Genomic DNA, 24721 nt, shown 5'->3' with positions numbered 1-24721 from the left:
CGTCAGCCGCGCCGGCGCTCCAGCCCCGCCTGCTCGTAGTAGCGCAGCTTCTCCGCGTACATGGCCTGGTCGGCACGGTGCACGGCCGCCTCGACCTGGTCGCCCGTGGCCGCGATGGCCGTCCCGATCGCCAGGCTCAGCGGCTTGCCGGGATAGAACTGGTTGTTGAGCTCCAGCAGCGATGCGATCCGGTCGGTGACGGCCTGCGCGCCGCGCTCGTCGGAAGCCGGCAGCAGCAGGGCGAATTCGTCGCCCCCGATGCGCGCGGCACAGTCCGGGGAATCCACCGCCTTGAGAAGCACCTCGCCCACCCGGCGCAGCAACGCATCGCCCGCCGCATGGCCGTACTCGTCGTTGATGACCTTGAGCCCGTTCAGGTCCAACACCACCACCGCCACCGGCCATGGGCCCTTGCGGACGAGCCGGTTCAGTTCCTCCATGTAGAAGGCGCGGTTGCGCAACTGGGTCAGCACATCGTGCTTGCCCAGGTACTCCAGATAGGCCTCCGCCTTCTTGCGCGCCGTGATGTCCACCAGCGACAACAGCACCATGGACCAGTCGTGCCTGCGTTCGTCCAGCACCGCGAACTGCATGTGGATGTACACCGGCTCGCCCGAGAGGCTGTAGTTCACGACCTCGCGCTGCTGCACCAGCTTGCCGTCCCACAGGTCGAGCAACTGCTCGGCGAACGACTCGGCCATCTCTCCGCGGAACACCTTGCCGATCTGCTGGAGCAACTGATCCTTGCTATCGGCGCCGAACATCTCCAGCGTCTGCTGGTTCACGTCGATGACGCGGATCTCCTGCATGCAGCGCGTGACGAACTCCGGATGCACCTTCAGGAACGTCTTGAAATCGCGGATGCCCTGTGCACGCACGTCGTCGAGCAGGCGCTTGACGCAGCTGAAGTCCTCCACCCACAGCGATACCGGCGAATGCTCGAACAGGCCCCGTGCATACTGCTCGCTGCGCAGCAGTGCCGCGCCGGAGCGGATCTGGTCGGTGTTGTCCTCGAGCGAAATCAGCACGCGGTCCCAGCGGTCCTCATGTCCGGGCAGGATGCGGCCGCGGATATGCACATCGAGGCGACGGCCGTCGAGCGCGTAATTGACCGTCTGGTTGGAGAACTCCAGCGAGCCGGACCACAGCTGCCGCAACTCGGAGATCGCCTGCTCGAACATGTCGCCGCGGAATACCTGGTCCAGCGAAGCCAGCAGCGTGGCCTGGTCCGGGGCCGCGAAGAGTTCCAGCGTGCGCCGGTTCACCTGGAGCACCTTCAGGCTCGCGCCGTACTGCTGCATCCGTGCGGGGTCCTCGCGTACATAAGCCTCGGCATCCACCACGCCCTCGCTTCGCCAGCCGTCGAGCAGCGACTTCAGCGCGCTGAAGTCCTCCAGCCACAGCGACACCGGGGCCAGGTCGAACATGTGTTCAAAATCGTTGTCCGACGAGGGAGGAAAGGTCATTTTTCGGAGCACTCCGTGCAGTGGGTCCTGGAGGAGATGGATTATCGGACGCACCCGCGTCCGGCAAGCCCCATGCCGTGGCATGGACGAAAAAAAGCCAGCCTCCAGGGCTGGCCTCTGCGGACATGCGGACCTCAGCGGGCCGGACGTGCCGGGCGCTTGCGCGCATCGTGCGGTGCGAACGACGGCTTGCCGCCACCCGCGCCGGGCTTGGCAAAAGCCGGCTTGCGGGGAGCGAAATCACCGCCCCGGCCACCGCCCTCGCCACGGCCGCCGCCGAAGCCGCCACGCGCGGGCTCGCCGAAGCCCTGCTTGCGGCCATAGCCATCGCCGTCGCGGCGCGGACCAAAGCCACGCTGGTCGTCACGGGGCGCGAAACCGCGCTGGTCATCGCGCGGAGCGAAGCCCCGCTGGTCGTCGCGGGAGGCGAAACCGCGCTGATCGTCCCGGGGAGCGAAGCCCCGGCTGTCATCGCGGCCACGGCCATGGCGATCGCCGAAACCACCGCGGCCGCCGCCACCGTTCGGACGGCGATCACGGAAACCACCACCGCCTTCGCGGCCACGGCCGCCGAATTCCGGACGGGCTTGCGGCGCACGCTGCTGCGGCTCCAGGCCGGCGATCACGTCGGTCTTGAACTGCTGGCGGCTGTAGCCTTCGATGTCGAAGATCTTGCGGCGGTCACGGAACTCGGCGAACGTGACGGCCAAACCGTCGCGTCCGGCACGGCCCGTGCGGCCGATGCGGTGCGTGTAATCCTCGGCCTTCATCGGCAGGCCGAAGTTGAAGACGTGGGTGATCGTGGGCACGTCGATGCCGCGGGCCGCCACGTCGGTGGCCACCAGGATCTGCACCTGGCCGTTGCGCAGCGCCATCAGGCGGCGGTTGCGCAGGCCCTGGCTCAGTGCACCGTGCAGCGCCACGGCCGAGAAGCCTTCCTGCTGCAGGTCGTTGGCGAGGCCGTCGCATTCCACCTGGGTGCTGGCGAACACGATGGCCTGGTTGATGGTGGTGTCACGCAGCCAGTGGTCCAGCAGCTTGCGCTTGTGCTGGGCGTTGTCGGCCCAGAACAGGGTTTGCTTGATGTTGGCGTGCTTTTCCTGCGGGGAATCGATCTGCACCTTCTTCACCGAAGCGCCGCCGTCGTGCATGACGCGCATCGCCAGCTGCTGGATGCGGGGCGCGAAGGTCGCGCTGAACATCATCGTCTGCTTGCGCTGGCTGGTGAGTTCATTGATCTCGGCGAGGTCGTCGGAGAAGCCGAGGTCCAGCATGCGGTCGGCCTCGTCCACCACCAGGAACTGCACCTGGTCGAGCTTGATCTGCATCGAGCGCTGCAGGTCCAGCAGGCGGCCGGGCGTCGCCACCACGAGGTCGGCGTTCTGCAGCTTGGCGATCTGCAGCTGGTAGGGGATGCCACCCACCACGTTGGCCACGCGCAGGCCGCGGCAGTGGCGCACGAGTTCGATCGCGTCGTGGGCCACCTGCTGGGCGAGTTCGCGGGTGGGGCACAGGATGAGCGCGCCGGGGGTCGCGGCCTTGAAGTGGCGCGGGTTGGTCGGGTCCTTGCGCTTGGCGCGCTTCGGAGCTGTCTCGCCGCGGGCGAGGGCTTCGGCCGCAGCGGCTTCGAATTCCGCGCGGGCGGCCGCCTGCGCAGCGGCCTGCTGGCCGATCAGCGTGTGCAGCACGGGCAACAGGAATGCCGCCGTCTTGCCGCTGCCGGTCTGGCTGGACACCATCAGGTCGATGAACTTGCCCGCATCGGCGCCGGCGCCCATGGCCAGGGGAATGGCACGCTCCTGCACGCCGGTGGGCTGGGTGTAGCCCAGGTCGGCGACGGCCTGCACGAGTTCGGGGGCCAGGCCCAGCTCGACGAAACCGTTGGGCACTGCCACGGTGTCGGCCGCGACGGCCTCGGGAGCCACGGCGGTGGTGTCTGCGGCCAGGGCCACGGGCACGGCATGGGCCTCGGTTGCGGCCACGAAAGAGGTATCTGCAGGCGCGGAAGCGCCCTGCACTTGCAAAGTGTCGGTCATGTCTATGTTTCTCACACGAAGACGCACGCAGGCAAATAGGCCTGCGCGGGCTCCGTCAATGGTTAAAAAACATCAACCATTCAACGGAACCAGCGCCCGGATGTCGGGGCAGGTGAGCATTGGTGCGGAAGGTCGTGCTGCGCCTCAGGGGAGAGAATCGCAGCCGTCCGCGGCCCGGTGTGAAGGGGAGATGCACAAAATGCGCGTACCGGAAATTGCATCCGGCATTTCCGCGCAAGCTGGCTATTGTCGCACGATTCGGGTTTTCCCGCAACCGGCCGCGATCAGGGCACCAGCAGGTGCTTGCGGTAGTGCGCCAGTTCCTCGATGGACTCGTGCACATCGGCGAGCGCGGTGTGCTTCTGCGCCTTCTTGAAGCTGGCGTACACCTCGGGCTTCCAGCGACGGGACAGCTCCTTGAGGGTGCTCACGTCCACGTTGCGGTAATGGAAGAACGCCTCCAGCTTCGGCATGTAGCGCACGAGGAAGCGCCGGTCCTGGCCGATACTGTTGCCGCACATGGGTGCCACGCCCTTTCGCACATAGCGTGCAAGAAACTCCAGGATGGCCTGCTCGGCTTCGGCTTCCGTGACCGTGGAGGCCCGCACCTTCTCGATGAGGCCGCTGCGCCCGTGCGTGCCCTTGTTCCAGGCATCCATGCCGTCGAGCAAGGCGTCGGACTGGTGGATGGCGAACACCGGCCCCTCCACCCGCGGCTCCAGTTCCGGGCCGGTCACCACGACGGCGATCTCCAGCAGGCGATCCTTCTCGGGATCGAGCCCCGTCATCTCGCAGTCGAGCCAGACGAAGTTCAGGTCGGATTTGGGAAGGACGGGGGGGACGGAGGCGGGGGCAATATCGGACATGACCCGGATTGTCTCCCAAGGCCGAACGCCCCTGGCGCCGCGATGCCGGCCCGCGAAGCCCTAAACTCCCGGTACATGCCTCCCGCCCCCGACACTGCCTCCTACTTCACCACGCCCGCCGGCCTCCTCACCGCGGCCTTCGCCCTGCTGCTGGCCGCCGGCCTGCTGGTGCGCTTCTGGCTGGCGTCCCGGCAGATCCGGCACGTCGCGCGCCACCGTGGCGCCGTCCCGGAGCCGTTCGCCGGGCGCATCCCCCTCTCCGCCCACCAGAAAGCCGCGGACTACACCATCGCCAAGGCCCGCCTCGGCCTGCTGGAAGCCGCCCTGGGCGCCGCCGTGCTGCTGGGCTGGACGCTGCTGGGCGGGTTGAACGCCCTCAACCAGGCGCTGCTGTCCGTGCTGGACGGCGGCATGGTGCAGCAGATCGCCTTGCTGGCAGCGTTCGCGCTGGTGAGCGGGCTCATCGACCTGCCCCTCGCGGCCTACCAGACCTTTGTGCTCGAAGAGCGCTTCGGCTTCAACAAGACCACGCCACGCCTCTGGCTCAAGGACCTCGCACGGTCCACGCTGACGGGGGCTGCGATCGGGCTGCCGCTGGCCGCGCTGATCCTCTGGCTCATGGGGGAAGCAGGCACGCTCTGGTGGCTCTGGGCCTGGGGCGCCTGGACGGTATTCAGCCTGGTGCTGATGGTGGTGTACCCGCTCTTCATCGCCCCCCTCTACAACCGCTTCCAGCCCCTGGAGGACGAATCCCTCAAGGCCCGCGTCACGGCGCTCATGCAGCGCTGCGGCTTCGCGGCCAAGGGCCTGTTCGTGATGGACGGCAGCCGCCGCAGCGCCCATGCCAACGCGTATTTCACGGGTTTCGGAGCCGCGAAGCGGGTGGTGTTCTACGATACCCTGCTGCGCCAGTTGCAGCCGGGCGAGGTCGAGGCCGTGCTCGCGCACGAACTCGGCCACTTCAAGCACCGGCACATCACCAAGCGCATGGTGGGCGTGTTCGCAATGGCGCTGCTCGGGTTCGCGCTGCTGGGCTGGCTCTCGGGGCAGACCTGGTTCTACGAAGGCCTGGGCGTGCAGCCCGCCGCACTGCTTCCCGGCCAGCCTGCGGGCTCGGCCTCCAACGATGCTCTGGCGCTGCTGCTGTTCCTGCTGGCCACGCCCGTGCTGACCTTCTTCGTCTCGCCGGTTTTCGCCCAGCTCTCGCGCCGCGACGAATTCGAGGCCGATGCCTATGCCATGGCGCAGGCCGAAGGCAGCGCCCTCGCCTCCGCATTGCTCAAGCTCTACGAAGACAACGCCTCCACGCTCACCCCGGACCCGGTGTACGCGGGGTTCTACTACTCCCACCCACCGGCCAGCGAACGGCTGGCCCGCATGCCCCTTCCCCAGCCATCGACATGACCTCTTCTTCCATGCTCACCAAGAAAGACTGGTCCGCCCACGCACGCCGTGCGCTCAGCCCCACCGAGATCGTCACACGCCTGGCGGACCTGCAGGGCTGGGCCCTGAGCGGCGACGGTGCCGCGGTCGCGATCGAGAAGACCTACCGCTTCGCGAACTACTACGAGACCATCTCGTTCGTGAACGCCGTCGCCTTCATCGCGAATGCGCAGGACCACCACCCGGACCTGTCCGTGCATTACGACCGCTGCGTGGTTCGCCTGAACACCCATGACGTGAAGGGCATCTCCACCACCGACCTCGAATGCGCCGCGCGCTTCGACGCGCTGCTGGCGGCCTCCGAATGACGGCCCGACCGGCAAGCCATGGCTGAGCGCTCGGGCCCCCTCGACGGCCTGGTGGTGGCCAGCCACGGCCGCCACTGCCTGGTCGAAAGCCCCGACGGTTCGCGGCGCATCTGCCATCCGCGCGGCAAGAAGAGCCAGGCGGTCGTCGGCGACCGCGTGCTCTGGCAGGCTCCTCCGCCCGGCCAGGGCGACGAAGGCACGATCGAGAAAGTGCTGGAGCGCCGCAACCTGTTCTACCGGCAGGACGAGATCCGCACCAAATCGTTCGCAGCCAACCTGGACCAGGTCCTGATCCTCATCGCCGCCGAGCCGGTGTTTTCCGAAAGCCAGCTCGCGCGGGCACTGATCGCGGCGGAAGCCGAGCGCATCGCTCCGGTCATCGCCCTCAACAAGAGCGACCTGGTGGAGCCCTTCGAACGGGCCTGGGCGCGGCTCTGGCCCTACCGGCACATGTGCGGCGACGGCGCCGGCCGGCACCACTACCAGGTGCTGCCGCTGTCGCTCACCCACTCGGCGGAGGTGGACCATGCCGCGCTGCGCGAGCAACTGCAGGGCAAGACTACGCTGGTCCTGGGGCCCTCCGGATCGGGCAAGAGCACGCTCATCAACCTGCTGGTTCCCCACGCATCGGCGGTGACGGGCGAGATATCCCAGGCGCTCAATTCGGGCCGGCACACCACCACCACGACCACGTGGTACTGGGTGGACCCGCAGGACCGCACCACCGCACTGATCGACTCTCCGGGCTTCCAGGAATTCGGGCTGCACCACATCGGTGCTGCGGACCTGGCCCGGCTCATGCCGGACATCGGCCAGCACGCGGGCGAGTGCCGCTTCTACAACTGCACCCATCTGCACGAACCCGGTTGCGCCGTCATGGCGCACGTGGACGAGCCCGATGCCTCGCCGGTACCAGGTTCGGGCCGCATCGGCGCGAACCGCTACCAGATCTACCGGCAGCTGTACGAAGAGTTGAGCACGCACCGCCACTGGTGAGCGGTGCAGCGGAGGGCCGACGCCGGGGGCAGTGCCCCGGCCTCAGCCGAGCAGGCGGGCCAGGGTGAGCAGGGCGAGCAGCAGCATCCACACCACGACCGAGCGCCACACCAGGCCCACCACACCGCGCAGGTGGGCCACTTCGGGCTCCCTGCCCGGTGTGCTGTCGCCACCGGCCGGCCCGGGCTCGGGCGGCAGCATGCCCTCGCCCAGCGCATCCTGCCGTGCCTGCAGGACTTCGCCGCCGAGGCGGACATTGATCGCACCGGCGGTGGCCGCCAGGATCACGCCATCGTTATCATTGGGAAAATGCTGTGCATGGAAGCGCCAGCCGTCGATGGCTTCCTCGAAGCTGCCCACCACGGCGAAGCTGAGGGCCGTGAGGCGCGCAGGCAGCCAGTCCACCACCGTCCAGGCCTGGGCGGAGGCGCGCTGCAGCGGCTCGCTGCCGGGATGCACCAGGCTGGCCCCGCGGCCGCCAGCCTTCCAGTAGCGGGACACGAATTCCGCGAGCCGGTAGAACACCGCGCCCGCGGGCCCCAGGCCCAGGGCCGCCAGGATGGAGAACCAGGCCAGCACCCCGAAGACGTGCCGGTGCGCCGCGATCACCGAATACTCGATCACGTGCCGCACGATCTCGCTGCGCGGCAGCAGGCCCACGTCCACCTGCTGCCAGGCGGCCAGGCGGGCCCGGGCGGCGTCCTCGTCGCGCTCTTCCAGCGCATCCCGGATGTTCGTGAAATGGTGGCTGAACTGCCGGAAACCCAGCGTGAGATAGAGCACGGCGATGCTCCACACCACGGCGGCCGGCCAGCCGATGGCCACCATCAGCAGCCAGTGCACCCCCAGCACGGCCAGCGACGGCACGCACACCGCGAGGGACCATGCCACCCAGCCATGGTGCGGCTTGCCCGCATCGAAATTGCGGCTCACGGACAGCGCCCACGCGCGCACGCCGGCATGGATCGGGTTGCTGCGGGCCAGCGGGCGGGCCTGCTCGATCAGCAACGCCATGAGGATGGCAAAGAAGCTCATGCCGGCAATCATACTGGGCCGTAACCACAGGAAACACCGTGGTTCGGCCTCTTGCGGCGCACCGCCCGCTCAGGCCAGCAGGAACCGGTAGAAATTGCGCAGCATGCCCGCCGTGGCACCCCAGATGAAGTGGGTCTTGCCCGTCGCAGGATCGGTGTAGGGCATGGAAAACCACTCGCGCCGGGCACCGCCGATGTCGAGGGCGTGGCGCCGGTGGTTCGACGGATCCAGCAGGAAGGCCAGCGGCACCTCGAAGATATCGGCCACTTCATAAGGATTGGGCTCGAAGCTGCCTTCTGGGTGGACCAGTGCGACCACGGGCGTGACGAGGAAGGCCGTGCCGGTGGCATAGACGGGCAGCGTGCCCAGCACCTCCGCCCTGCCGCTGTCGAGACCCACTTCTTCGCGCGCCTCGCGCAGCGCGGCGGCAGAGGCGTCCGCATCGCCCGGATCGACGCGCCCGCCCGGGAAGGCCACCTGCCCCGAATGGTTGGACAGATGCGCGGTGCGCTCCGTCAGCAGCACGGTCGGCTCATCGCGCTGCATGATCGCCAGCAGCACGGCCGCATCGCGCGGCGCACGGGCCGTCATGGCCCGCTCGCGCAGCACGTCGGGCGTCCAGGACGGTGGCGCAGCGAAGCGCCGGCGCAGCGCCTCGGGCGTCCACGCAGCGGCCGGCACCGCGGGCAGGTGGCCGTCCGTCCCCAGCACCGGAACCGTCCGGGGATCGAATCCTGGCAGGGCTGTCAGCGGCCCGGTGGCAGCCGCGGTGGATGGGGAAGAGGACATGCGTCGGGAGTTCTACGGCGTGGGCAGACAGGCGCGAGCCCCGGGGGCGCGGCGGCCATGAAAAAAGCCGCTACAGGACCCTGTAGCGGCTTCGGATGCCAGAGCGGCAGCCCGTCCTCAAGCGGCGGGAGCGGCAGCCTTGTTGACGCGCGAAGGCAGCTTTTCCTTGATGCGCGCGGACTTGCCGGAACGGTCGCGCAGGTAGTAGAGCTTCGCGCGGCGGACGTCGCCGCGGCGCTTCACTTCGATGCTGGCGATCAGCGGGCTATAGGTCTGGAACGTACGCTCCACGCCTTCGCCGCTGGAGATCTTGCGCACGGTGAAGCCGCTGTTGAGGCCACGGTTGCGCTTGGCGATCACCACGCCTTCGTAGGCCTGCACGCGCTTTCGGGTGCCTTCCACCACGTTCACGCTCACGATGACGGTGTCGCCGGGCGCGAATTCGGGGATGGTCTTGTTCAAGCGGGCGATTTCTTCCTGCTCGAGGGTCTGGATCAGATTCATTGTTGGTTTCCTTGCGATCATGGCCGCGCCAGGATTGGCAGGCGTCGGGATTGACGCATGGTGCTGAAGGGCTGCCCCTTAAAGCCCTGCAATTGCAGAGCGGGAACATCCGCCAGCGGCCGGGCAGAGGATCGAAAAGCCTGCCATTATAGCAAGCCGTTCAGTTTCGCCAAGACCGCCTCATCCACGCGGTCGAGGCGGCCCGCCGCGCGCGCGGCCTCGACGAGGTCCGGCCGGTGCCGCGCCGTCACGGCAAGCCGCTGGTCGCGCCGCCAGCGCTCGATCTGCGCATGGTGGCCGGACAGCAGCGCAGCGGGCACGGCCTGCCCCTGCCACGATTCCGGGCGGGTGTAGTGAGGGCAGTCCAGCAGGCCGTCCAGCGCCGCATTGAAGCTGTCTTCCTGGTGGCTGCCGGCGTCGTTCAGCACGCCGGGCTGCAGCCGGGCCACCGCGTCGAGCAGCGCCATGGCGGGGATCTCGCCGCCGGAGAGGACGAAATCGCCCAGGCTGAGCTGCACGTCCACATGGGCATCGACGAACCGCTGGTCCACACCCTCGTAGCGGCCGCACAGCAGCACCGCGCCATTGCCGGCGGCCCAGCCGGCCACGCCTTCGTGGTCCAGCCTGCGTCCGATCGGCGAGAACATCACCAGCGGTGCCGCGGCCTCGGGCGCCTCGCCGCGGTCCGCGCGGATGGCCTGCAGGCAGCGCTCGAGCGGCTCGGCCATCATGACCATGCCCGGTCCTCCGCCGAAGGGGCGGTCGTCCACGCGGCGGTAGTTGCCCTCCGCGTAGTCGCGCGGGTTCCAGAAGCGCACGTCCACGAGACCGGTGGCATAGGCCCGCCGCGTCACGCCGCTGGCGAGAAACGGCGCGAACAGCTCCGGGAACAGCGTGATGACGTCGAAACGCATGGCGGCTCAGTAATCCGGCTGCCAGTCCACCACGATGCGGCGCCCGGCCATGTCCACCTGATCGACAAAGGCGGAGACGAAGGGAATCATGCGCTCGCCCTCCTTGCCGCCCTCCTGCGGGAACGACAGCACCAGGGTCGTCTGCGGCCCCGTGGCGAGCAGTTCGCGCACCGTTCCCAATGCGACGCCCTCGCGGTTGACCACTTCCAGGCCGATGAGATCGACCCAGTAGTACTCGTCCTCGGCCGCCGTGGGAAAGCTCGAGCGGGGCACGAAGATGCGGGCACCCCGCAGCGCCTCGGCGGCATCCCGGTCATCCACGCCCTGGGCCTGCGCGACGACGGAATCGGAATGCTCGCGCGCCTGGCGGATGGGCAGCAGCACGGTTCCGGTGAAAAAACTTTTCGCGCCCTTCTCGCTGGGCTGCAGGTACCACCGCTTGGAAGAGAAAAGCGCTTCGGGGTCGGCGCTGTAGGGAAGCACCTTGAACCAGCCCTTGACGCCCCAGGCGTCCGCGATGCGCCCTACTTCCACCGCATCGGCGGGCAGGTCGGCGGGATCGAGGATCGGAAGGGAGGGCATGGCAAAAGAGGAGGATGAAAAGAAAAAAGCGGGCTCCGTTTGCCGTGGCAACGGAGCCCGCCTCGTTCCGGGAAGATGGACCTCCCGGCTCGAATGACCGAGGATCAGGCGGCGACGGCCTTCTTGGCGGCCTGCTTGATCAGGCGCTCGACGGTGTCGGACGTCTGGGCGCCCACGCCCTTCCAGTACGTCAGGCGGTCCTGGGCGATGCGCAGGCCTTCTTCGCCTTCCTTGGCGGTGGGGTTGTAGAAGCCCAGGCGCTCGATGAAGCGGCCATCGCGGCGCACGCGCTTGTCGGCAACGACGATGTTGAAGAACGGACGGCCCTTGGAGCCGCCGCGGGAGAGTCGAATCACGACCATAATGAATCCTTCGGGTGGGTGACAGCAGAATCTGTCGAGGTTTTGCGGCGTTTGAGACACGCGACATGGCCACCCGGCCAGCGACACGCTGCAAAGCCCGCGATTATATCCACATCCCGACGTATGCCCAACATCCGCCCGAGCCGCGACGAAGATCTTCCCGCCATCACCGCCATCTATGTCCACCATGTGCTGCACGGCACGGGCACCTTCGAGACCGATCCGCCGAGCGCTGCCGACATGGCGACCCGGCGCGCCGACGTGCTGGCGCGCGGCCTGCCCTACCTCGTGGCAGAGGAACAGGGAGAAATTCTCGGGTTCGCCTATGCCAACTGGTTCAAGCCGCGCCCGGCCTACCGCTTTTCCGCGGAAGACTCGATCTACGTGGCGGACGCAGCACGCGGACGCGGCGTCGGCCGCCTGCTGCTGGATGCGCTCTGCGATGCCGCCGAGGCCGCGGGCGTACGCAAGCTGCTGGCGGTGATCGGCGACTCCGCCAATGCCGGTTCGGTCGGCGTGCACCGCGCCGCGGGCTTCACCGAGATCGGCGTGATGCGCTCGGTCGGCTGGAAGTTCGGCGCGTGGCGCGATGTGGTGCTCATGGAAAAACCCCTCGGCGCCGCGGATACCACGGCGCCCGAATGAGCCGGACGACACGCATGGCCCGCGTCAAGAGCAAGACCGCCGCTGCGTGGCTCGCCTTCCTGGGGGGCCCGCTGGGCCTGCACCGCTTCTACCTGCACGGCATGGGCGACATGATGGGCTGGATGCTGCCCATCCCCACCGCGCTGGGCATCTACGGCATCCAGCGCGTGCAGCAATGGGGGCAGGACGACCACCTGAGCTGGGTGCTGGTTCCGCTGCTCGGCTTCACCCTCGCCGGCTGCGCCCTGCGGGCCATCCTCTACGGGCTGATGCCGCCGGAGCGCTGGAATGCCCGGTTCAATCCCGCCGGGGATCCGGAAGCGCCCGCGGGACGCACGCGCTGGGCGACGGTGTTCGCGATCGCGCTGGCGCTGATGGTCGGAACGGCCGTGCTGATGGCGAGCCTGGCATTCAGCTTCCAGCGCTACTTCGAATACCAGATCGAGGAAGCGCGCAAGATCTCGCAGTAACGCCGGGCGGCCCGGTCAGTACATCTGCAGGCTGATCCAGTAGGCGATGGCGGCGACGAAGGCGCTGGCGGGAATCGTCAGGATCCACGCCCAGACGATGTTGCCGGCCACGCCCCAGCGCACGGCGCTGGCGCGCTGCGTGGAGCCCACGCCGACGATGGCGCCGGTGATGGTGTGGGTGGTGGACACCGGAATGCCGAGCGCCGTGGCGAGGAACAGGGTCATCGCCCCGCCCGTCTCGGCGCAAAAGCCGCCGACGGGCTTGAGCTTGGTGATCTTCTGGCCCATCGTCTTCACGATGCGCCAGCCGCCGAACATGGTGCCCAGGCCGATGGCCATGTAGCACGCGATGATGGTCCAGGTCGGGGGCGCGCTGTCCGAGGCCGAGGCATGCCCGGTGGCGATCAGCAGCAGCCAGATGATGCCGATGGTCTTCTGCGCATCGTTGCCCCCGTGGCCCAGGCTGTAGGCGCCGGCGGAGAGCAGTTGCAGGCGGCGGAACCACTTGTCCACCTTGCTGGGCCGGGAGCGGCGGAAGATCCACGCCACGGCCACCATCATCAGGGAGCCCAGCAGGAAGCCGAGCAGCGGCGACACGAAGATGAACGCCACGGTCTTGAAAATACCCCCGGAAATCAGCGATCCGACGCCGCCCTTGGCGATCACCGCCCCCACGATGCCCCCGATCAGCGCGTGCGACGAACTGCTCGGGATGCCGTAGTACCAGGTGATGACGTTCCAGGTGATGGCCCCCACCAGCGCGCCGAAGATGACGTGCGTATCCACCACCCCGGGCTGCACGATCCCCTTGCCGATGGTGGCGGCCACGCTCAGGTGGAAGACGAAGATCGCGACGAAGTTGAAGAACGCGGCGAAGACGACGGCCTGCGTGGGCTTGAGCACGCCGGTGGAGACGACCGTGGCGATCGAGTTGGCGGCGTCGTGGAACCCGTTCATGAAATCGAACAGGATGGCCAGCGCGACCAGGAGGGCGACGACCCACAGGGCGGTTTGTACGGTTTCCATGCTTTGAGAGCGCTTGCGTCCGCCGCGGGTCAGGAGTTCTCGAGGATGATGCCCTCGATGTGGTTGGCCACGTCCTCGCACTTGTCGGTGATGGTTTCCAGCAGCTCGTAGATGGCCTTGAGCTTGAGCACCTCGCGCACGTCGGGTTCTTCGCGGAAGAGCTTGCTCATGGCGCTGCGCATGACGCGGTCGGCGTCGCTTTCCAGGCGGTCGATTTCCTCGCAGGTCTTGAGCGCCGCCTCGGCCACGCCCGGATCGGCGATCTTCTCCAGCAGCTTCACGGCATCGCGCAGCCGCTCGCAGCACTTCAGGCTCAGGTCCGTCAGGCGCGTGATCTCTTCGGTCATGTGGCGCACGTCATAGAGCGCCATGGTTTCCGCCGAATCCTGGATCAGGTCGGCCACGTCGTCCATCGTGTTGATGAGCGAATGGATCTGCTCGCGGTCGATGGGCGTGATGAAGGTCTTGTGCAGCGTGCGGTTGACCTCGTGCGTCACGCGGTCGGCCGCACGCTCGGCGTTGTCCACATCCTGGTTGTACTTGTCGCGCAGGTGCGGGTCGTTGTAGTTGGCGACAAGCTGGGAAAAGGCCCTCGCCGCCTCGACGATGCGGTCCGCATGCTGGTTGAACATCTCGAAAAAATTGCCCTCGCGGGGCAACAGCTTTCCAAACAACATGGGGACTCCTGGACGACTGGCAGGCATGCGCCACATCCGGCGGCTGCCGCATTGTGACGAAATGGTGACGATTTCAAGAAAGGCGCGAGTTTAACCGCGACCGCGATCCCGCTCCGATACGCAGAGATGCCGCCCGATGCGCAGCGTTGTGCCGGCGCATGCACCACTTGTGAGCGCATTCCTACAGCCGCGGCACGTGAGTGCCCACAAACCTGCAGTGCCACGGCCCTTCCAATGGCCCAAGGCCCGTGCGCGGGCCGAGGTGCAGCAGCCCACCCTGCCACCGTCCAGCCGCCCTCCCACTACAAGGAACATCCATGCACACACCGAACCGCTCCTTCCGGCTGCTGTCCTGCGCCCTCGCGCTCGCCTGCGGCACCATGGCCGCCCACGCGCAGGCCAGCCGCGCGACCGGCAACTCCTTCATACCCGCCACGCAGCAGGGCTACATCGGCCTGAGCGCGGGCCAGTCCAAATACGACCTGCGCAACGGCACCAGCCTCTTCAACTTCGACGACAGCGACACCGGCTGGAAGCTCTACACGGGCGGATTCTTCCATCCCAACTTCGGGGTGGAGTTCGGCTACCTGAACTTCGGCACCGCCAGCCGCCTCGGCGGAGACACCAAGGCGCAGGGGCTGAATTTCAGCCTGGTGGGCCGTGCCCCGATCGGCGACCAGTTCGACGTCTTCGGCAAGCTCGGCACGACCTACGGCCGCACGAAGACTTCCGGCGATCCCGGCTTCGGCGTGGCCACGGGCAACGACAGCGGCTTCGGGCTGTCCTATGGCGCAGGCGTGCGCTGGGCCTTCAATCCGCAGTGGGCCGCCGTGCTGGAGTGGGAGCGCCACCGCCTGCACTTCGCCGACGGCAAGTCGGATGTGGACATGACGACGCTCGGCGTGCAGTACCGGTACTGAGTCGCCCGCCAGGAAACGCAAAAGGCCCTTCGCAGGGCCTTTTTCTCGTCCGTGGCGCGGGGCGCCATCGCGCGTCACTCGCCCAGGTAGGCGGCGCGCACGCGCGGATCGCTCAGCAGGTCCTGGCCCGGGCCGGTCATGGTGATCAGGCCGGATTCCATCACGTAGCCGCGGTCGGCCAGGGCCAGCGCGCGGCTGGCGTTCTGCTCGACCAGCACGATGGTCACGCCCAGGGCATAGACATCGCGCACCACCTCGAAGATCTTGTCCACCATGATGGGGGACAGGCCCATGGAGGGTTCGTCCAGCAGCAGCACCTTGGGCTGGCTCATGAGCGCGCGGCCCATGGCGAGCATCTGCTGCTCGCCGCCGGACATGGTGCCCGCGAGCTGGTCCTTGCGCTCGCGCAGGCGCGGGAAGATGTTGAACATCTTCTCGATGTCGGCCTGGATGCCGGCCTTGTCGTTGCGCGTGTAGGCGCCCATCAGCAGGTTCTCGGTGATGGTCATGCGGGCGAACACGCCGCGGCCCTCCGGCACCATCACCAGCCCCTTCTTCACGAGGTCCCAGGCGCCCTTGCCGCGGATGCTCTCGCCCAGGTAGTGGATGTCGCCGTCGTTCATCGCCAGCGTGCCGGTGATGGCCTTCATCGTCGTGGTCTTGCCGGCGCCGTTGGAGCCGATGAGGGAGACGAGCTCGCCCTCGCGCACCTCGAAGTCCACGCCCTTGACGGCCTGGATGCCGCCGTAGGCCACCTTCAGACCCTTCACGGACAGCAGTACGTTGTTGGATTTCTCGGCCATGCTCAGTGTCCTCCGGTGCCCAGGTAGGCCTCAATCACTTTTTCATTCTTCTGCACGTCGGCAGGGGTTCCTTCGGCAATCTGCTTGCCGTAGTCGAGCACGGTCACGCGGTCGCACAGGCCCATCACCAGCTTCACGTCGTGCTCGATGAGCAGGATGGTGCGGTTGTCGCGGCGGATGCGGTCGATCAGCTCGCGCAGCTGCACCTTCTCGGTGGCGTTCATGCCGGCCGCGGGCTCGTCGAGCGCGATCAGCTGGGGATCGGTGGCCAGGGCGCGCGCGATCTCCAGGCGGCGCTGGTCGCCGTAGGACAGGGTGCGTGCCTTGAAATCGGCGTACTTGCCGATGCCCACGTAGTCGAGCAGTTCCTGCGCGCGCCTGGCGATCGCGGCCTCTTCCTCCTTGAAGGCCCTGGTGCGGAAGACCGCGCCGATCAGGCCGGACTGCGTGCGGATGTGCCGGCCCACCATCACGTTCTCGAGCGCCGTCATCTCGGCGAAGAGGCGGATGTTCTGGAACGTGCGCGCGATGCCCGCCTTGGCGACCTCGTGCACCGCCGTGGGCTCATAGGGCTTGCCGGCCAGCTGGAAGGTGCCGCTGTCGGGCGTGTAGAGGCCCGTGATGACGTTGAAGAAGGTGGTCTTGCCTGCGCCGTTGGGGCCGATGAGGCCGTAGACCTGGCCGCGGCCGATGGTGATGCCCACGTCGGACAGGGCCTGCAGCCCGCCGAAGCGCTTGGAAATACCGGCGACCTGCAGCACCACTTCGTTGGTTGTTTCTGCCATGTTCATTGCTCTCGAAGGGTGTTCTCAGGACTTCTGCACGAGGCTCTTGCCGTGCTCGGGCGACGGCCAGAGGCCGCGCGGGCGCAGCAGCATGATGATGATCATGGCCAGCGCGATCAGCAACTGCCGCAGGATGGCGGAGTCGAGGCGGCCGTCCGTCATGGACTGCAGCGGGCCGGCCACGTAGCGCAGCACCTCGGGCAGCGCGGACAGCAGCACGGCACCCAGGATCACGCCCGGGATGTGGCCGATGCCGCCCAGCACCACCATGGCGACGATCATCACCGACTCCATCAGGCTGAAGGACTCGGGCGACACGAAGCCCTGGAAGGCACCGAACATCGCGCCGGACACGCCGCCGAAGGACGCGCCCATGCCGAAGGCCAGCAGCTTGAGGTTGCGGGTGTTGATGCCCATGGCCTTGGCGGCGATCTCGTCCTCGCGGATGGCCATCCAGGCGCGGCCGATGCGCGAGTCCTGCAGCCGGTAGCAGATGATGACGCTGAACACCACCAGGATCAGGAACAGGTAGTAGTAGAGCGTGACGGAGTTGATGTCGTAGCCGAACAGCTCCAGGCGCCGGCCGAGATCCAGGCCGAAGATCTTGACCGAGTCGATCTGGCCGATGCCCTTGGGGCCGTTGGTCAGGTTGATGGGGTGGTCCAGGTTGTTCAGGAAGATGCGGATGATCTCGCCGAAGCCCAGCGTCACGATGGCGAGGTAGTCCCCGCGCAGCTTGAGCGTGGGCGCCCCCAGCAGCGCCCCGAAGAGCGCGGCCACCAGCGCGGCCAGCGGTATCACGAGCCACAGGGAGGTGTGCAGCCCGTTGGGGAACATGGCCGCGAAGCTCGCGAAGGTGTCCGACAGGTGGGGGGACGCCATGAGGCCGAAGAGGTAGGCCCCCACGGCATAGAAGGCCACGTAGCCGAGGTCCAGCAGGCCGGCGTAGCCGACCACGATGTTCAGGCCCAGGGCGAGCATGACGTAGAGCAGCGCGAGGTCGGCGATGCGGACCCAGGCGTTGCCGAAGGACTGCAGGATGAGCGGCAGGACGAGCAGCGCGATGGCGCCGATGATCCACTGGGCTTTGTTGTTTTTCATGGGAATGCTCTCCTCAGGCACGGTCGGCCACACGCTCGCCCAGCAGGCCCGAGGGGCGCAGCGTGAGGATGATGATCAGCACGATGAAGGCGAAGATGTCGGTGTAGTTGCTGCCCAGCAGGCCGCCCGTGAGGGTGCCGATGTAGCCCGAGCCGATGGCCTCGATGAGCCCCAGCAGGATGCCGCCCACCACCGCGCCGGCCAGGTTGCCGATGCCGCCGAACACGGCCGCCGTGAAGGCCTTCAGGCCCGGCAGGAAGCCCATGGTGTGCTGGGCGGTGCCGTAGTTGGAGGCGTACATGATGCCGGCGATCGCGGCGAGCACGGCGCCGATGATGAAGGTGGCCGAGATCACCATGTCCGGCTTGACGCCCATCAGGGCGGCGACGCGCGGGTTCTCTGCGGTGGCGCGCATGGCGCGGCCGAGCTTGGTGTAGTTGACCAGGTAGACCAGCGAGGCGAGCGAGATGGCCGTGACGGCCAGGATCAGCACCTGCGTGGAGGTGATCACCGCACCGCCGATCTGGAACGGCGTGGTCGGCAGCAGCGTGGGATAGGGCTTGTAGTTCGGCTTCCAGATGATCATCGCCAGCGTCTGCAGCAGGATGGACATGCCGATGGCGGTGATCAGGGGAGCGAGCCGGGGGCTGCTGCGCAGCGGACGGTAGGCGACCTTTTCGATGGTGAAGTTGAGCGCGGCGGCGACCACGCAGGCGATGATGGTGGCCAGCAGGAGGATGACCCAGCCCGGCGCGCCCGGCATGGCTTCCTGCATCAGCCCGATGCAGCTCCAACTGGTCAGCGCCCCGATCATGAGCACTTCCCCGTGGGCGAAGTTGATCAACTGAATGATGCCGTACACCATTGTGTAGCCCAAGGCTATCAAGGCGTACATGCTGCCGAGGACCAGACCGTTGATGATCTGCTGCAGCAAAATGTCCATAGAAAAAGTCCTTCGTTGATAACGTCCCATCCCGTTATTGGGCCGGGAATCGGTTCAGCCTTTTGGGCCCGATTGCCATGTAGCAAAAAACCCGCCAGGACAGGTGCCACGCGGGTTTGGTGCGGGATTGTAGCCAGATGCCTTGCGGCCGCCTTACCACGGCTGGACGGGGTTTTCCCGGGGATGGACAGGGCATCAGGAGCCCGCATAAGCCATTAGGCGCACTGATCCATTCAGGTACGGACGCGGGGCCGGGCGTCCGCATGTGCGAACGCGAGGCGACCATCCGTCGCCCCGTCCTCCGGACTTCACCTCATTTCCTGCCGGCTTCTTCGTCCCAGCTTCTGAGGGTGGCCAGCTTCTCCGCGATCTTCACCTCGAGGCCTCTGGGCACCGGTTGGTACCAGCCCGGCTCGTCCATGCCGTCAGGAAGATAGGTCTCCCCGGCAGCGTAGGCGTTGGGCTCATCATGCGCGTACCGGTACTCATGGCCGTAGCCCAGTTCCTTCATGAGCTTGGTGGGTGCGTTGCGCAGGTGGACCGGCACTTCGCGGCTCTTGTCCTTCTTCACGAAGGCCCGGGCCGCGTTGTAGGCGTTGTAACCGGCGTTGCTCTTGGCAGCCACCGCCAGGTAGATCACGGCCTGCCCCAGGGCCAGCTCGCCCTCCGGGCTTCCCAGCCGCTCATAGGTCAGCGCTGCGTCGTTGGCGATCTGCATGGCCCTCGGATCGGCCAGCCCGATGTCTTCCCACGCCATGCGGACAATGCGCCGCGACAGATACCGTGCGTCCGCACCGCCGTCCAGCATGCGCGTGAGCCAGTAGAGGGCCGCGTCCGGATGGGAGCCGCGCACCGACTTGTGCAAGGCGGAAATCTGGTCGTAGAAATTGTCCCCGCCCTTGTCGAAACGCCGGCTGTTCAGCGTCAATGCGTTCTGCAGGAAATCGGCAGTGATCCTCGTGATCCCGGAAGCCCCCGCTGCCGTACTGGTCTGCTCCAGCAGGTTCAGGAACCGTCTCGCGTCGCCGTCCGCATAGCCGATGATGGTGTCCGTTGCCAAGTCGTCGAACTGCAGATGACTGAGGGTCATCTCCTGCGCACGCTTCAAGAGCAGCCGCAGTTCCTCGTCCGTCAGCGACTTCAGTACATAGACCTGGGCGCGCGACAGCAGGGCCGAGTTCACCTCGAAGGAAGGGTTCTCGGTGGTGGCCCCGATGAAGGTGACCAGGCCGCTTTCCGCATAGGGAAGCAGCGCGTCCTGCTGGGACTTGTTGAACCGGTGGATTTCATCGACGAACAGGATCGTGTGCTTGCCCATCGCCAGGTTGTGCTGCGCCTGCTCCATCGCCGCACGGATGTCCTTGACACCGGAGAACACGGCAGACAGGGCGATGAATTCGCAATGGAACGCCGTGGCCGTGAGCCGGGCAAGGGTCGTCTTGCCCACGCCTGGCGGCCCCCAGAAGATCATGGAGTGCGGCTTGCCCGATTCGAACGCGAGCCTCAGCGGCTTGCCCTCCCCCAGCAGGTGCGACTGCCCGATCACCTCGTCCAGGCTGGCCGGGCGCAGGGCTTCGGCCAGGGGAGCGGCAGGGGGCGTGGAGAACAGATCGGCCATGGCGGTGGGATGCGATGCAGCGAAAGAACGTGGGGTCGGGAAGGGAAACCGGCAGGAGCGAACGGGAAAGACAGACCGCCGCGCCCATTATTCCCTCAGGCGGTATCCTGCACCAATCCGGGGACTCCACGCTGCAGGCCGCCGCCGCAAGGCGTCCCCGCACCTTCCCACGACATGCCGCGCCCCCTGCCCGATCTCGCTCCGCTGCTGCACAGCGTGCGCAGTTGCACCCTGTGCGCAGACAGCCTGCCCCTCGGGCCGCGGCCCGTGCTGCAGGCATCCACCGGCGCGCGCATCCTGGTCGCGGGACAGGCACCGGGCCGCAAGGTGCACGCCAGCGGCATTCCCTTCGACGACGCGAGCGGCGAACGGCTGCGCGCCTGGATGGGGGTGGACCGGGAGACGTTCTACGATCCCGGGCGCATCGCGATCGTCCCCATGGGTTTCTGCTACCCCGGCACGGGCCGCTCGGGCGACCTGCCCCCGCGCCCGGAATGCGCCGCCACCTGGCGCAAGCCGCTGCTGGACGCCCTGCCCGGCATCCGCCTCACCATCGTGCTCGGCGCGCACGCTCTCGCCTGGCACGGGCGCCGCACCCCGCCCCCTGCGTCCCTGACCGACGCCGTGCAGGAATGGCGCCGCGACGCTCCGGGGCTGTGGGTGCTGCCTCACCCCAGTCCACGCAACAACGGCTGGCTGAAGCGCCATCCGTGGTTCGCCAGCGAATTGCTGCCCGCCCTGCGCCGGCAGGTGGCGGAGTTGCTCGCGGACTGATCGCGCCACAGCGCCCACCCGCTTCGGCAACGCCGGGCATGGCAGGCGAAGCCATGCCCGGATAGGCGAAGCGACCATCCACTGCCGGGCGCCCGAGTCCGCGAGGTGCCAGGCCGGGCGCCGCACCGCGCGCACAATCCGGCGTCGCGCGCTTGCCCGAGGGCAGGCCCCCCAATATCCGGAGACACATCCATGCATCTCGTAGCCCATGCCGTCGCCGCGCTGATCGCGCTGCTGCACATCTACATCCTCGTTCTGGAGATGTTCCTCTGGGACAGGCCGGCAGGCCTCAGGGCGTTCCGGAACACGCCGGAGCGCGCGGCGGACACGAAGGTGATGGCAGCCAACCAGGGGCTCTACAACGGCTTCCTGGCGGCCGGACTGCTCTGGGGCCTGTGGCTCGGCGGGCCGCACGGGCGGGCCGTGCTGACCTTCTTCCTGCTGTGCGTTCTGGTGGCCGGGCTCTACGGCGCCGCCACGGTGGCCCGCAAGATCCTGTACATCCAGACGGTGCCCGCGGCACTGGGCCTGGCACTGCTCTGGATCTAGGAGGCAGGCCGGCGGCGCCCGGCCTTGCCGGGCATCACTGGCGCACCACGTCCGCGCCCTGCGGGGGCTTGAACTCGAAGGTGGAGGCTGGCAGGGAGGCGCTGGACTGGACGTTCGCGAAACGGATCACCGACCGCTGGCCGAAGCTGTCGAGGATGTCCAGGGCCGCGAGCTGCTCGCCCTGAAAGCCCACGCGCACGCTCTTGAGCTGGCCGTCCCTGGTCTTCGGCGTGGCGAGCACCCATTGCAGGCCGTCCTGGTCCGGCGCGGATTCGAGGGTGAAATCCTTGCGCAGGGCCTGCAGGTCGGGGGCAGAGGCCAGCAGCGCGGCAGGCGTGGTGCCCAGCGCCTGTGCCTGCGCCCGCTGGGTGACCTGGTTCAGGTCGGCGTCATAGAGCCAGAGCGACTTTCCGTCGGCCACGATGGTCTGGGCGAAAGGCTTGGTATAGGTGAACTTGAAGCGCCCCGGCCGCTGGAACTCGAAGGTGCCGGAGGAGGTCCGGGTGCGGGGCGCCTGGCCGTCCTTCGGAGGCGACGTCACGGTCTGCGTGAAATCCGCGCGCCCGGCCTGGGCGCCCTTCATGAACGACTCCAGGCTCGCCAGGCCGTCGGCCCAGGCGCCCTGGGCACCAACTGCGATCGCGGCGATCGCCAACCACTTTTTCATCATGCTTCGATCCAATCCTTGTCGTCCAGGCTCCGGCATGCCGGCGGTCACTCGCGGTGGGGAACCAGCACCTCGCGCTGCCCGCTTGCGGTGAGCGCGCTCACGAGGCCGGCCTTTTCCATGTCTTCCAGCAGGCGCGCGGAGCGGTTGTAGCCGATGCGCAGCTTGCGCTGCACGTACGAAATGCTGGCCTTGCGGTCCTTGAGGACCACTTCCACCGCCTGGTCGTACATGGGGTCTTTTTCTCCGCCTTCACCCCCACCGCCGCCTTCGCCGAATGCGCCATCGTCGCCATCCACGGTACCGCCCTCGAGCACGCCCTCGATGTAGTCGGGCTCGCCCTGGCTCTTGAGGTAGCTGACGACGCGGTGCACCTCGTCGTCGGACACGAAGGCGCCGTGCACGCGGATGGGCAGCCCGGTGCCGCTGGCCATGTAGAGCATGTCGCCCATGCCCAGCAGCGCCTCGGCGCCCATCTGGTCCAGGATGGTGCGGCTGTCGATCTTCGAGCCCACCGAGAAAGCGATCCGGGTCGGGATGTTGGCCTTGATGAGGCCGGTGATCACATCGACGCTGGGCCGCTGCGTGGCCAGGATGAGGTGGATGCCGGCCGCCCGCGCCTTCTGCGCCAGCCGGGCGATCAGCTCCTCGATCTTCTTGCCCACCACCATCATGAGGTCGGCCAGTTCGTCGATGATGACCACGATGTGCGGCAGGCGCTCCAGCGGTTCGGGCTCCTCGGGGGTGAGGCTGAAGGGGTTGTAGATGAACTCCTCGCGCGCCTTGGCCTCGTCGATCTTGGTGTTGTAGCCCGCGAGGTTGCGCACGCCCAGCTTGGACATGAGCTTGTAGCGTCGCTCCATCTCGGCCACGCACCAGTTCAGGCCGTGCGCGGCCTGCTTCATGTCGGTGACCACGGGCGCGAGCAGGTGCGGGATGCCCTCGTAGACCGACATTTCCAGCATCTTGGGGTCGATCATCAGCAGGCGCACGTCGCGCGCCTCGGCCTTGTAGAGCAGCGAGAGGATCATGGCGTTGATCCCCACCGACTTGCCCGAACCCGTGGTGCCGGCCACGAGCACGTGCGGCATCTTGGCGAGGTCGGCCACCACCGGGTTGCCCACGATGTCCTTGCCCAGGCCCATGGTGAGCAGGCTCTTGGCGTCGTGGTAGACCTGCGAGCCCAGGATCTCGGAGAGGCGGATCGACTGGCGCTTGGCGTTGGGTAGTTCCAGCGCCATGAAATTCTTGCCGGGAATGGTCTCGATCACGCGGATGGAAACCAGCGACAGCGAGCGGGCCAGGTCCTTGGCGAGGTTCACGATCTGCGAACCCTTCACGCCGGTGGCGGGCTCGATCTCGTAGCGGGTGATCACCGGCCCGGGCATGGCCGCCACGACGCGCACCTCGACGCCGAAGTCCTTGAGCTTCTTCTCGATGAGCCGGCTGGTCATCTCCAGCGTCTCCGGGGCCACGGTTTCCTGCCGGGCCTGGGCGCCATCGAGCAAGTCCACCTGGGGCAGGCGGCTGTCGGGCATTTCGGTGAACAGGGGCTTCTGCCGCTCCTTCACCACGCGCGCGCTCGGGGGAGCGTCCGCCATGAGCACGGGCTCGATGATCTGCACGGGCTGCGGATGGTGTTCCTGGATCTCATGGCGCTCTTCCTGCACCACTTCCTCGCGCTCGCGGGCCGCGCGCTTGCCGGCGGCGACATCGCGGGCCTTCTCGCGGCTCGCCCGGCCGAACTGGACCAGTCCGTCGATGCGGCCGCCCAGCCGTTCGGCCAGTTGGCCCCAGGAGAAGCGGAACACCAGCGCGGCGCCCGCCACGACCGCGATCACGGCCACCAGGCCCGAGCCGGTGAAGCCCAGCCACTTCACGCCGGCGGGGCCGGTGATGTAGCCGAGCACGCCGCCGGCATGCCCGGGCAGCAGCGGCTCCAGCCGGTACAGGCGTGACCACTCCAGGGCCGTGCTCGCGCACAGCAGCAGCGCGAGGCCGCTCCAGAACATCAGCCGCCGTGCCAGCGGGCTCTGCCCGGGCGTCGCGGATTCCCCGCCGCGCATCCAGCGCGCGAGCGAGGCGATCCAGGCGCGCACGCCCGCGGCCACGCACCACCACACGGAAAAGCCGAGCGCGAAATAACTGCTGTCGGCCAGCCAGGCGCCCAGGCGCCCGGCCCAGTTCGCCATGAGCCGGCTGTCGTGCGCGCCGGAAGTGGACCATGCGGCGTCCTGCGCCGAATAGCTGGCAAGGGCCAGCAGCCAGAAAACCAGGGCCAGCAGTCCGACCACCAGGCCGATCTCGTGGCCGAAGCGCGCGGCCATGCTGCGCGGCGCCGATCTGCCCCCGGCAGAAGCATTGAGGGTATTGAGGGAGTACGTCATAGGTCGAAGAGCGCGGCAAGCTTACCCGATGCCCCGCTCTGCGGTCAGGAGCGGG

26 protein-coding genes are annotated in these 24721 nt (G+C 67.6%); 8 read left to right on the top strand and 18 right to left on the bottom strand.

What is annotated here, in order from left to right; translation table 11 throughout:
- Window positions 1–2 precede the first annotated feature (2 nt).
- The 3 genes from T336_RS0122890 to orn form a co-directional block, all read right to left on the bottom strand.
- Window positions 3–1466 (bottom strand): sensor domain-containing diguanylate cyclase, encoded by a 1464-nt coding sequence (locus tag T336_RS0122890; RefSeq protein ID WP_026434257.1) that lies wholly within the window; start codon window positions 1464–1466, stop codon window positions 3–5.
- A 134-nt stretch (window positions 1467–1600) separates the two neighbouring features.
- Window positions 1601–3502: a DEAD/DEAH box helicase gene (locus tag T336_RS0122885; RefSeq protein ID WP_026434256.1), complete on the bottom strand. Its 1902-nt coding sequence runs from the start codon at window positions 3500–3502 to the stop codon at window positions 1601–1603.
- Window positions 3503–3786: 284 nt separating this feature from the next.
- Entirely contained in the window at window positions 3787–4368 is a 582-nt protein-coding gene (orn, locus tag T336_RS0122880; RefSeq protein ID WP_013595657.1) for an oligoribonuclease, read from the bottom strand.
- A 75-nt stretch (window positions 4369–4443) separates the two neighbouring features.
- Here orn and T336_RS0122875 point away from each other — a divergent pair, with 75 nt between their 5' ends.
- From T336_RS0122875 to rsgA, 3 genes are read left to right on the top strand one after another with little or no spacing between them, the layout of a single operon-like run.
- Window positions 4444–5772: a M48 family metallopeptidase gene (locus T336_RS0122875; protein WP_050858861.1), complete on the top strand. Its 1329-nt coding sequence runs from the start codon at window positions 4444–4446 to the stop codon at window positions 5770–5772.
- Complete coding sequence (locus T336_RS0122870; RefSeq protein WP_011795020.1) at window positions 5769–6119, top strand: 4a-hydroxytetrahydrobiopterin dehydratase; 351 nt, start codon at window positions 5769–5771, stop codon at window positions 6117–6119. The genes T336_RS0122875 and T336_RS0122870 overlap by 4 nt, the downstream gene beginning before the upstream one ends.
- An 18-nt stretch (window positions 6120–6137) precedes the next feature.
- Window positions 6138–7115 carry a ribosome small subunit-dependent GTPase A gene (rsgA, locus tag T336_RS0122865; protein ID WP_026434255.1) on the top strand — a complete coding sequence of 326 codons (978 nt, stop codon included), beginning with the start codon at window positions 6138–6140 and terminating at the stop codon, window positions 7113–7115.
- Between the two features lie 42 nt (window positions 7116–7157).
- Here rsgA and T336_RS0122860 read toward each other — a convergent pair whose 3' ends face one another.
- The 6 genes from T336_RS0122860 to rpsP form a co-directional block, all read right to left on the bottom strand.
- On the bottom strand, window positions 7158–8150 hold the full coding sequence (locus T336_RS0122860; protein WP_026434254.1) for a CobD/CbiB family protein: 993 nt from the start codon (window positions 8148–8150) through the stop codon (window positions 7158–7160).
- A gap of 69 nt (window positions 8151–8219) precedes the next feature.
- Window positions 8220–8939 carry a CoA pyrophosphatase gene (locus T336_RS0122855; protein WP_026434253.1) on the bottom strand — a complete coding sequence of 240 codons (720 nt, stop codon included), beginning with the start codon at window positions 8937–8939 and terminating at the stop codon, window positions 8220–8222.
- A gap of 117 nt (window positions 8940–9056) precedes the next feature.
- Window positions 9057–9443, bottom strand: a complete 387-nt coding sequence (rplS, locus tag T336_RS0122850; protein WP_013595663.1) for a 50S ribosomal protein L19 — start codon at window positions 9441–9443, stop codon at window positions 9057–9059.
- Window positions 9444–9589: 146 nt separating this feature from the next.
- On the bottom strand, window positions 9590–10357 hold the full coding sequence (gene trmD, locus T336_RS0122845; protein ID WP_026434252.1) for a tRNA (guanosine(37)-N1)-methyltransferase TrmD: 768 nt from the start codon (window positions 10355–10357) through the stop codon (window positions 9590–9592).
- Window positions 10358–10363: 6 nt separating this feature from the next.
- Window positions 10364–10939, bottom strand: a complete 576-nt coding sequence (rimM, locus tag T336_RS0122840) for a ribosome maturation factor RimM (RefSeq protein ID WP_019701431.1) — start codon at window positions 10937–10939, stop codon at window positions 10364–10366.
- 104 nt (window positions 10940–11043) lie between these two features.
- Window positions 11044–11301: a 30S ribosomal protein S16 gene (gene rpsP, locus T336_RS0122835; RefSeq protein ID WP_013595666.1), complete on the bottom strand. Its 258-nt coding sequence runs from the start codon at window positions 11299–11301 to the stop codon at window positions 11044–11046.
- A 123-nt stretch (window positions 11302–11424) separates the two neighbouring features.
- Between rpsP and T336_RS0122830 the strand changes: the two genes are divergently transcribed.
- Entirely contained in the window at window positions 11425–11946 is a 522-nt protein-coding gene (locus T336_RS0122830; protein WP_026434251.1) for a GNAT family N-acetyltransferase, read from the top strand.
- A complete protein-coding gene (locus tag T336_RS0122825; protein WP_026434250.1) occupies window positions 11943–12416 on the top strand; it encodes a TM2 domain-containing protein in 474 nt (157 codons plus the stop codon). Before T336_RS0122830 ends, T336_RS0122825 begins: the two co-directional genes overlap by 4 nt.
- A 15-nt stretch (window positions 12417–12431) precedes the next feature.
- On the opposite strand, the gene T336_RS0122820 is transcribed toward T336_RS0122825, so the two are convergent.
- Together T336_RS0122820 and T336_RS0122815 are read right to left on the bottom strand one after the other, a co-directional pair.
- The gene (locus T336_RS0122820; RefSeq protein ID WP_019701434.1) at window positions 12432–13442 is read right to left on the bottom strand and encodes an inorganic phosphate transporter; all 1011 of its coding nucleotides are present in this window, start codon (window positions 13440–13442) and stop codon (window positions 12432–12434) included.
- 29 nt (window positions 13443–13471) lie between these two features.
- On the bottom strand, window positions 13472–14119 hold the full coding sequence (locus T336_RS0122815; RefSeq protein ID WP_013595670.1) for a DUF47 domain-containing protein: 648 nt from the start codon (window positions 14117–14119) through the stop codon (window positions 13472–13474).
- A 317-nt stretch (window positions 14120–14436) separates the two neighbouring features.
- Here T336_RS0122815 and T336_RS0122810 point away from each other — a divergent pair, with 317 nt between their 5' ends.
- Window positions 14437–15039, top strand: coding sequence for an outer membrane beta-barrel protein (locus T336_RS0122810; protein ID WP_019701435.1), 603 nt, complete (start codon window positions 14437–14439; stop codon window positions 15037–15039).
- A 74-nt stretch (window positions 15040–15113) separates the two neighbouring features.
- Here the strand turns inward: T336_RS0122810 and T336_RS0122805 are convergent, their stop codons facing one another.
- From T336_RS0122805 to T336_RS0122785, 5 genes are all read right to left on the bottom strand, one after another.
- Window positions 15114–15842, bottom strand: coding sequence for an ABC transporter ATP-binding protein (locus T336_RS0122805; RefSeq protein WP_013595672.1), 729 nt, complete (start codon window positions 15840–15842; stop codon window positions 15114–15116).
- A 2-nt stretch (window positions 15843–15844) separates the two neighbouring features.
- Window positions 15845–16627: an ABC transporter ATP-binding protein gene (locus T336_RS0122800; protein WP_026434249.1), complete on the bottom strand. Its 783-nt coding sequence runs from the start codon at window positions 16625–16627 to the stop codon at window positions 15845–15847.
- A gap of 24 nt (window positions 16628–16651) precedes the next feature.
- Entirely contained in the window at window positions 16652–17728 is a 1077-nt protein-coding gene (locus T336_RS0122795) for an ABC transporter permease subunit (protein WP_026434248.1), read from the bottom strand.
- Window positions 17729–17741: 13 nt separating this feature from the next.
- Window positions 17742–18671, bottom strand: a complete 930-nt coding sequence (locus tag T336_RS0122790) for a branched-chain amino acid ABC transporter permease (RefSeq protein ID WP_013595675.1) — start codon at window positions 18669–18671, stop codon at window positions 17742–17744.
- A 313-nt stretch (window positions 18672–18984) separates the two neighbouring features.
- Window positions 18985–20289, bottom strand: a complete 1305-nt coding sequence (locus T336_RS0122785; protein ID WP_026434247.1) for a replication-associated recombination protein A — start codon at window positions 20287–20289, stop codon at window positions 18985–18987.
- 174 nt (window positions 20290–20463) lie between these two features.
- Between T336_RS0122785 and T336_RS0122780 the strand changes: the two genes are divergently transcribed.
- Together T336_RS0122780 and T336_RS0122775 are read left to right on the top strand one after the other, a co-directional pair.
- Complete coding sequence (locus tag T336_RS0122780; protein ID WP_019701440.1) at window positions 20464–21063, top strand: uracil-DNA glycosylase family protein; 600 nt, start codon at window positions 20464–20466, stop codon at window positions 21061–21063.
- Window positions 21064–21255: 192 nt separating this feature from the next.
- Window positions 21256–21612 carry a DUF1304 domain-containing protein gene (locus T336_RS0122775; protein ID WP_026434246.1) on the top strand — a complete coding sequence of 119 codons (357 nt, stop codon included), beginning with the start codon at window positions 21256–21258 and terminating at the stop codon, window positions 21610–21612.
- A 34-nt stretch (window positions 21613–21646) separates the two neighbouring features.
- Here the strand turns inward: T336_RS0122775 and lolA are convergent, their stop codons facing one another.
- Both lolA and T336_RS0122765 read right to left on the bottom strand, forming a co-directional pair.
- A complete protein-coding gene (lolA, locus tag T336_RS0122770) occupies window positions 21647–22282 on the bottom strand; it encodes an outer membrane lipoprotein periplasmic chaperone LolA (RefSeq protein ID WP_019701442.1) in 636 nt (211 codons plus the stop codon).
- A gap of 44 nt (window positions 22283–22326) precedes the next feature.
- Complete coding sequence (locus tag T336_RS0122765; protein WP_026434244.1) at window positions 22327–24666, bottom strand: DNA translocase FtsK; 2340 nt, start codon at window positions 24664–24666, stop codon at window positions 22327–22329.
- Window positions 24667–24721 lie beyond the last annotated feature (55 nt).

The organism is Paracidovorax oryzae ATCC 19882, from assembly GCF_000687165.1.
Taxonomy (GTDB): domain Bacteria; phylum Pseudomonadota; class Gammaproteobacteria; order Burkholderiales; family Burkholderiaceae_C; genus Paracidovorax; species Paracidovorax oryzae.
The sequence above is the reverse complement of the archived record's forward strand: the minus strand, read 5'-3'. Positions and strand labels throughout refer to the sequence as shown.

Coding starts and splice junctions, on each gene's coding strand:
- T336_RS0122890 (WP_026434257.1), bottom strand. CDS start 1,466: ATGACCTTTCCTCCCTCGTCGGACAACGATTTTGAACACATGTTCGAC.
- T336_RS0122885 (WP_026434256.1), bottom strand. CDS start 3,502: ATGACCGACACTTTGCAAGTGCAGGGCGCTTCCGCGCCTGCAGATACC.
- orn (WP_013595657.1), bottom strand. CDS start 4,368: ATGTCCGATATTGCCCCCGCCTCCGTCCCCCCCGTCCTTCCCAAATCC.
- T336_RS0122875 (WP_050858861.1), top strand. CDS start 4,444: ATGCCTCCCGCCCCCGACACTGCCTCCTACTTCACCACGCCCGCCGGC.
- T336_RS0122870 (WP_011795020.1), top strand. CDS start 5,769: ATGACCTCTTCTTCCATGCTCACCAAGAAAGACTGGTCCGCCCACGCA.
- rsgA (WP_026434255.1), top strand. CDS start 6,138: ATGGCTGAGCGCTCGGGCCCCCTCGACGGCCTGGTGGTGGCCAGCCAC.
- T336_RS0122860 (WP_026434254.1), bottom strand. CDS start 8,150: ATGAGCTTCTTTGCCATCCTCATGGCGTTGCTGATCGAGCAGGCCCGC.
- T336_RS0122855 (WP_026434253.1), bottom strand. CDS start 8,939: ATGTCCTCTTCCCCATCCACCGCGGCTGCCACCGGGCCGCTGACAGCC.
- rplS (WP_013595663.1), bottom strand. CDS start 9,443: ATGAATCTGATCCAGACCCTCGAGCAGGAAGAAATCGCCCGCTTGAAC.
- trmD (WP_026434252.1), bottom strand. CDS start 10,357: ATGCGTTTCGACGTCATCACGCTGTTCCCGGAGCTGTTCGCGCCGTTT.
- rimM (WP_019701431.1), bottom strand. CDS start 10,939: ATGCCCTCCCTTCCGATCCTCGATCCCGCCGACCTGCCCGCCGATGCG.
- rpsP (WP_013595666.1), bottom strand. CDS start 11,301: ATGGTCGTGATTCGACTCTCCCGCGGCGGCTCCAAGGGCCGTCCGTTC.
- T336_RS0122830 (WP_026434251.1), top strand. CDS start 11,425: ATGCCCAACATCCGCCCGAGCCGCGACGAAGATCTTCCCGCCATCACC.
- T336_RS0122825 (WP_026434250.1), top strand. CDS start 11,943: ATGAGCCGGACGACACGCATGGCCCGCGTCAAGAGCAAGACCGCCGCT.
- T336_RS0122820 (WP_019701434.1), bottom strand. CDS start 13,442: ATGGAAACCGTACAAACCGCCCTGTGGGTCGTCGCCCTCCTGGTCGCG.
- T336_RS0122815 (WP_013595670.1), bottom strand. CDS start 14,119: ATGTTGTTTGGAAAGCTGTTGCCCCGCGAGGGCAATTTTTTCGAGATG.
- T336_RS0122810 (WP_019701435.1), top strand. CDS start 14,437: ATGCACACACCGAACCGCTCCTTCCGGCTGCTGTCCTGCGCCCTCGCG.
- T336_RS0122805 (WP_013595672.1), bottom strand. CDS start 15,842: ATGGCCGAGAAATCCAACAACGTACTGCTGTCCGTGAAGGGTCTGAAG.
- T336_RS0122800 (WP_026434249.1), bottom strand. CDS start 16,627: ATGGCAGAAACAACCAACGAAGTGGTGCTGCAGGTCGCCGGTATTTCC.
- T336_RS0122795 (WP_026434248.1), bottom strand. CDS start 17,728: ATGAAAAACAACAAAGCCCAGTGGATCATCGGCGCCATCGCGCTGCTC.
- T336_RS0122790 (WP_013595675.1), bottom strand. CDS start 18,671: ATGGACATTTTGCTGCAGCAGATCATCAACGGTCTGGTCCTCGGCAGC.
- T336_RS0122785 (WP_026434247.1), bottom strand. CDS start 20,289: ATGGCCGATCTGTTCTCCACGCCCCCTGCCGCTCCCCTGGCCGAAGCC.
- T336_RS0122780 (WP_019701440.1), top strand. CDS start 20,464: ATGCCGCGCCCCCTGCCCGATCTCGCTCCGCTGCTGCACAGCGTGCGC.
- T336_RS0122775 (WP_026434246.1), top strand. CDS start 21,256: ATGCATCTCGTAGCCCATGCCGTCGCCGCGCTGATCGCGCTGCTGCAC.
- lolA (WP_019701442.1), bottom strand. CDS start 22,282: ATGATGAAAAAGTGGTTGGCGATCGCCGCGATCGCAGTTGGTGCCCAG.
- T336_RS0122765 (WP_026434244.1), bottom strand. CDS start 24,666: ATGACGTACTCCCTCAATACCCTCAATGCTTCTGCCGGGGGCAGATCG.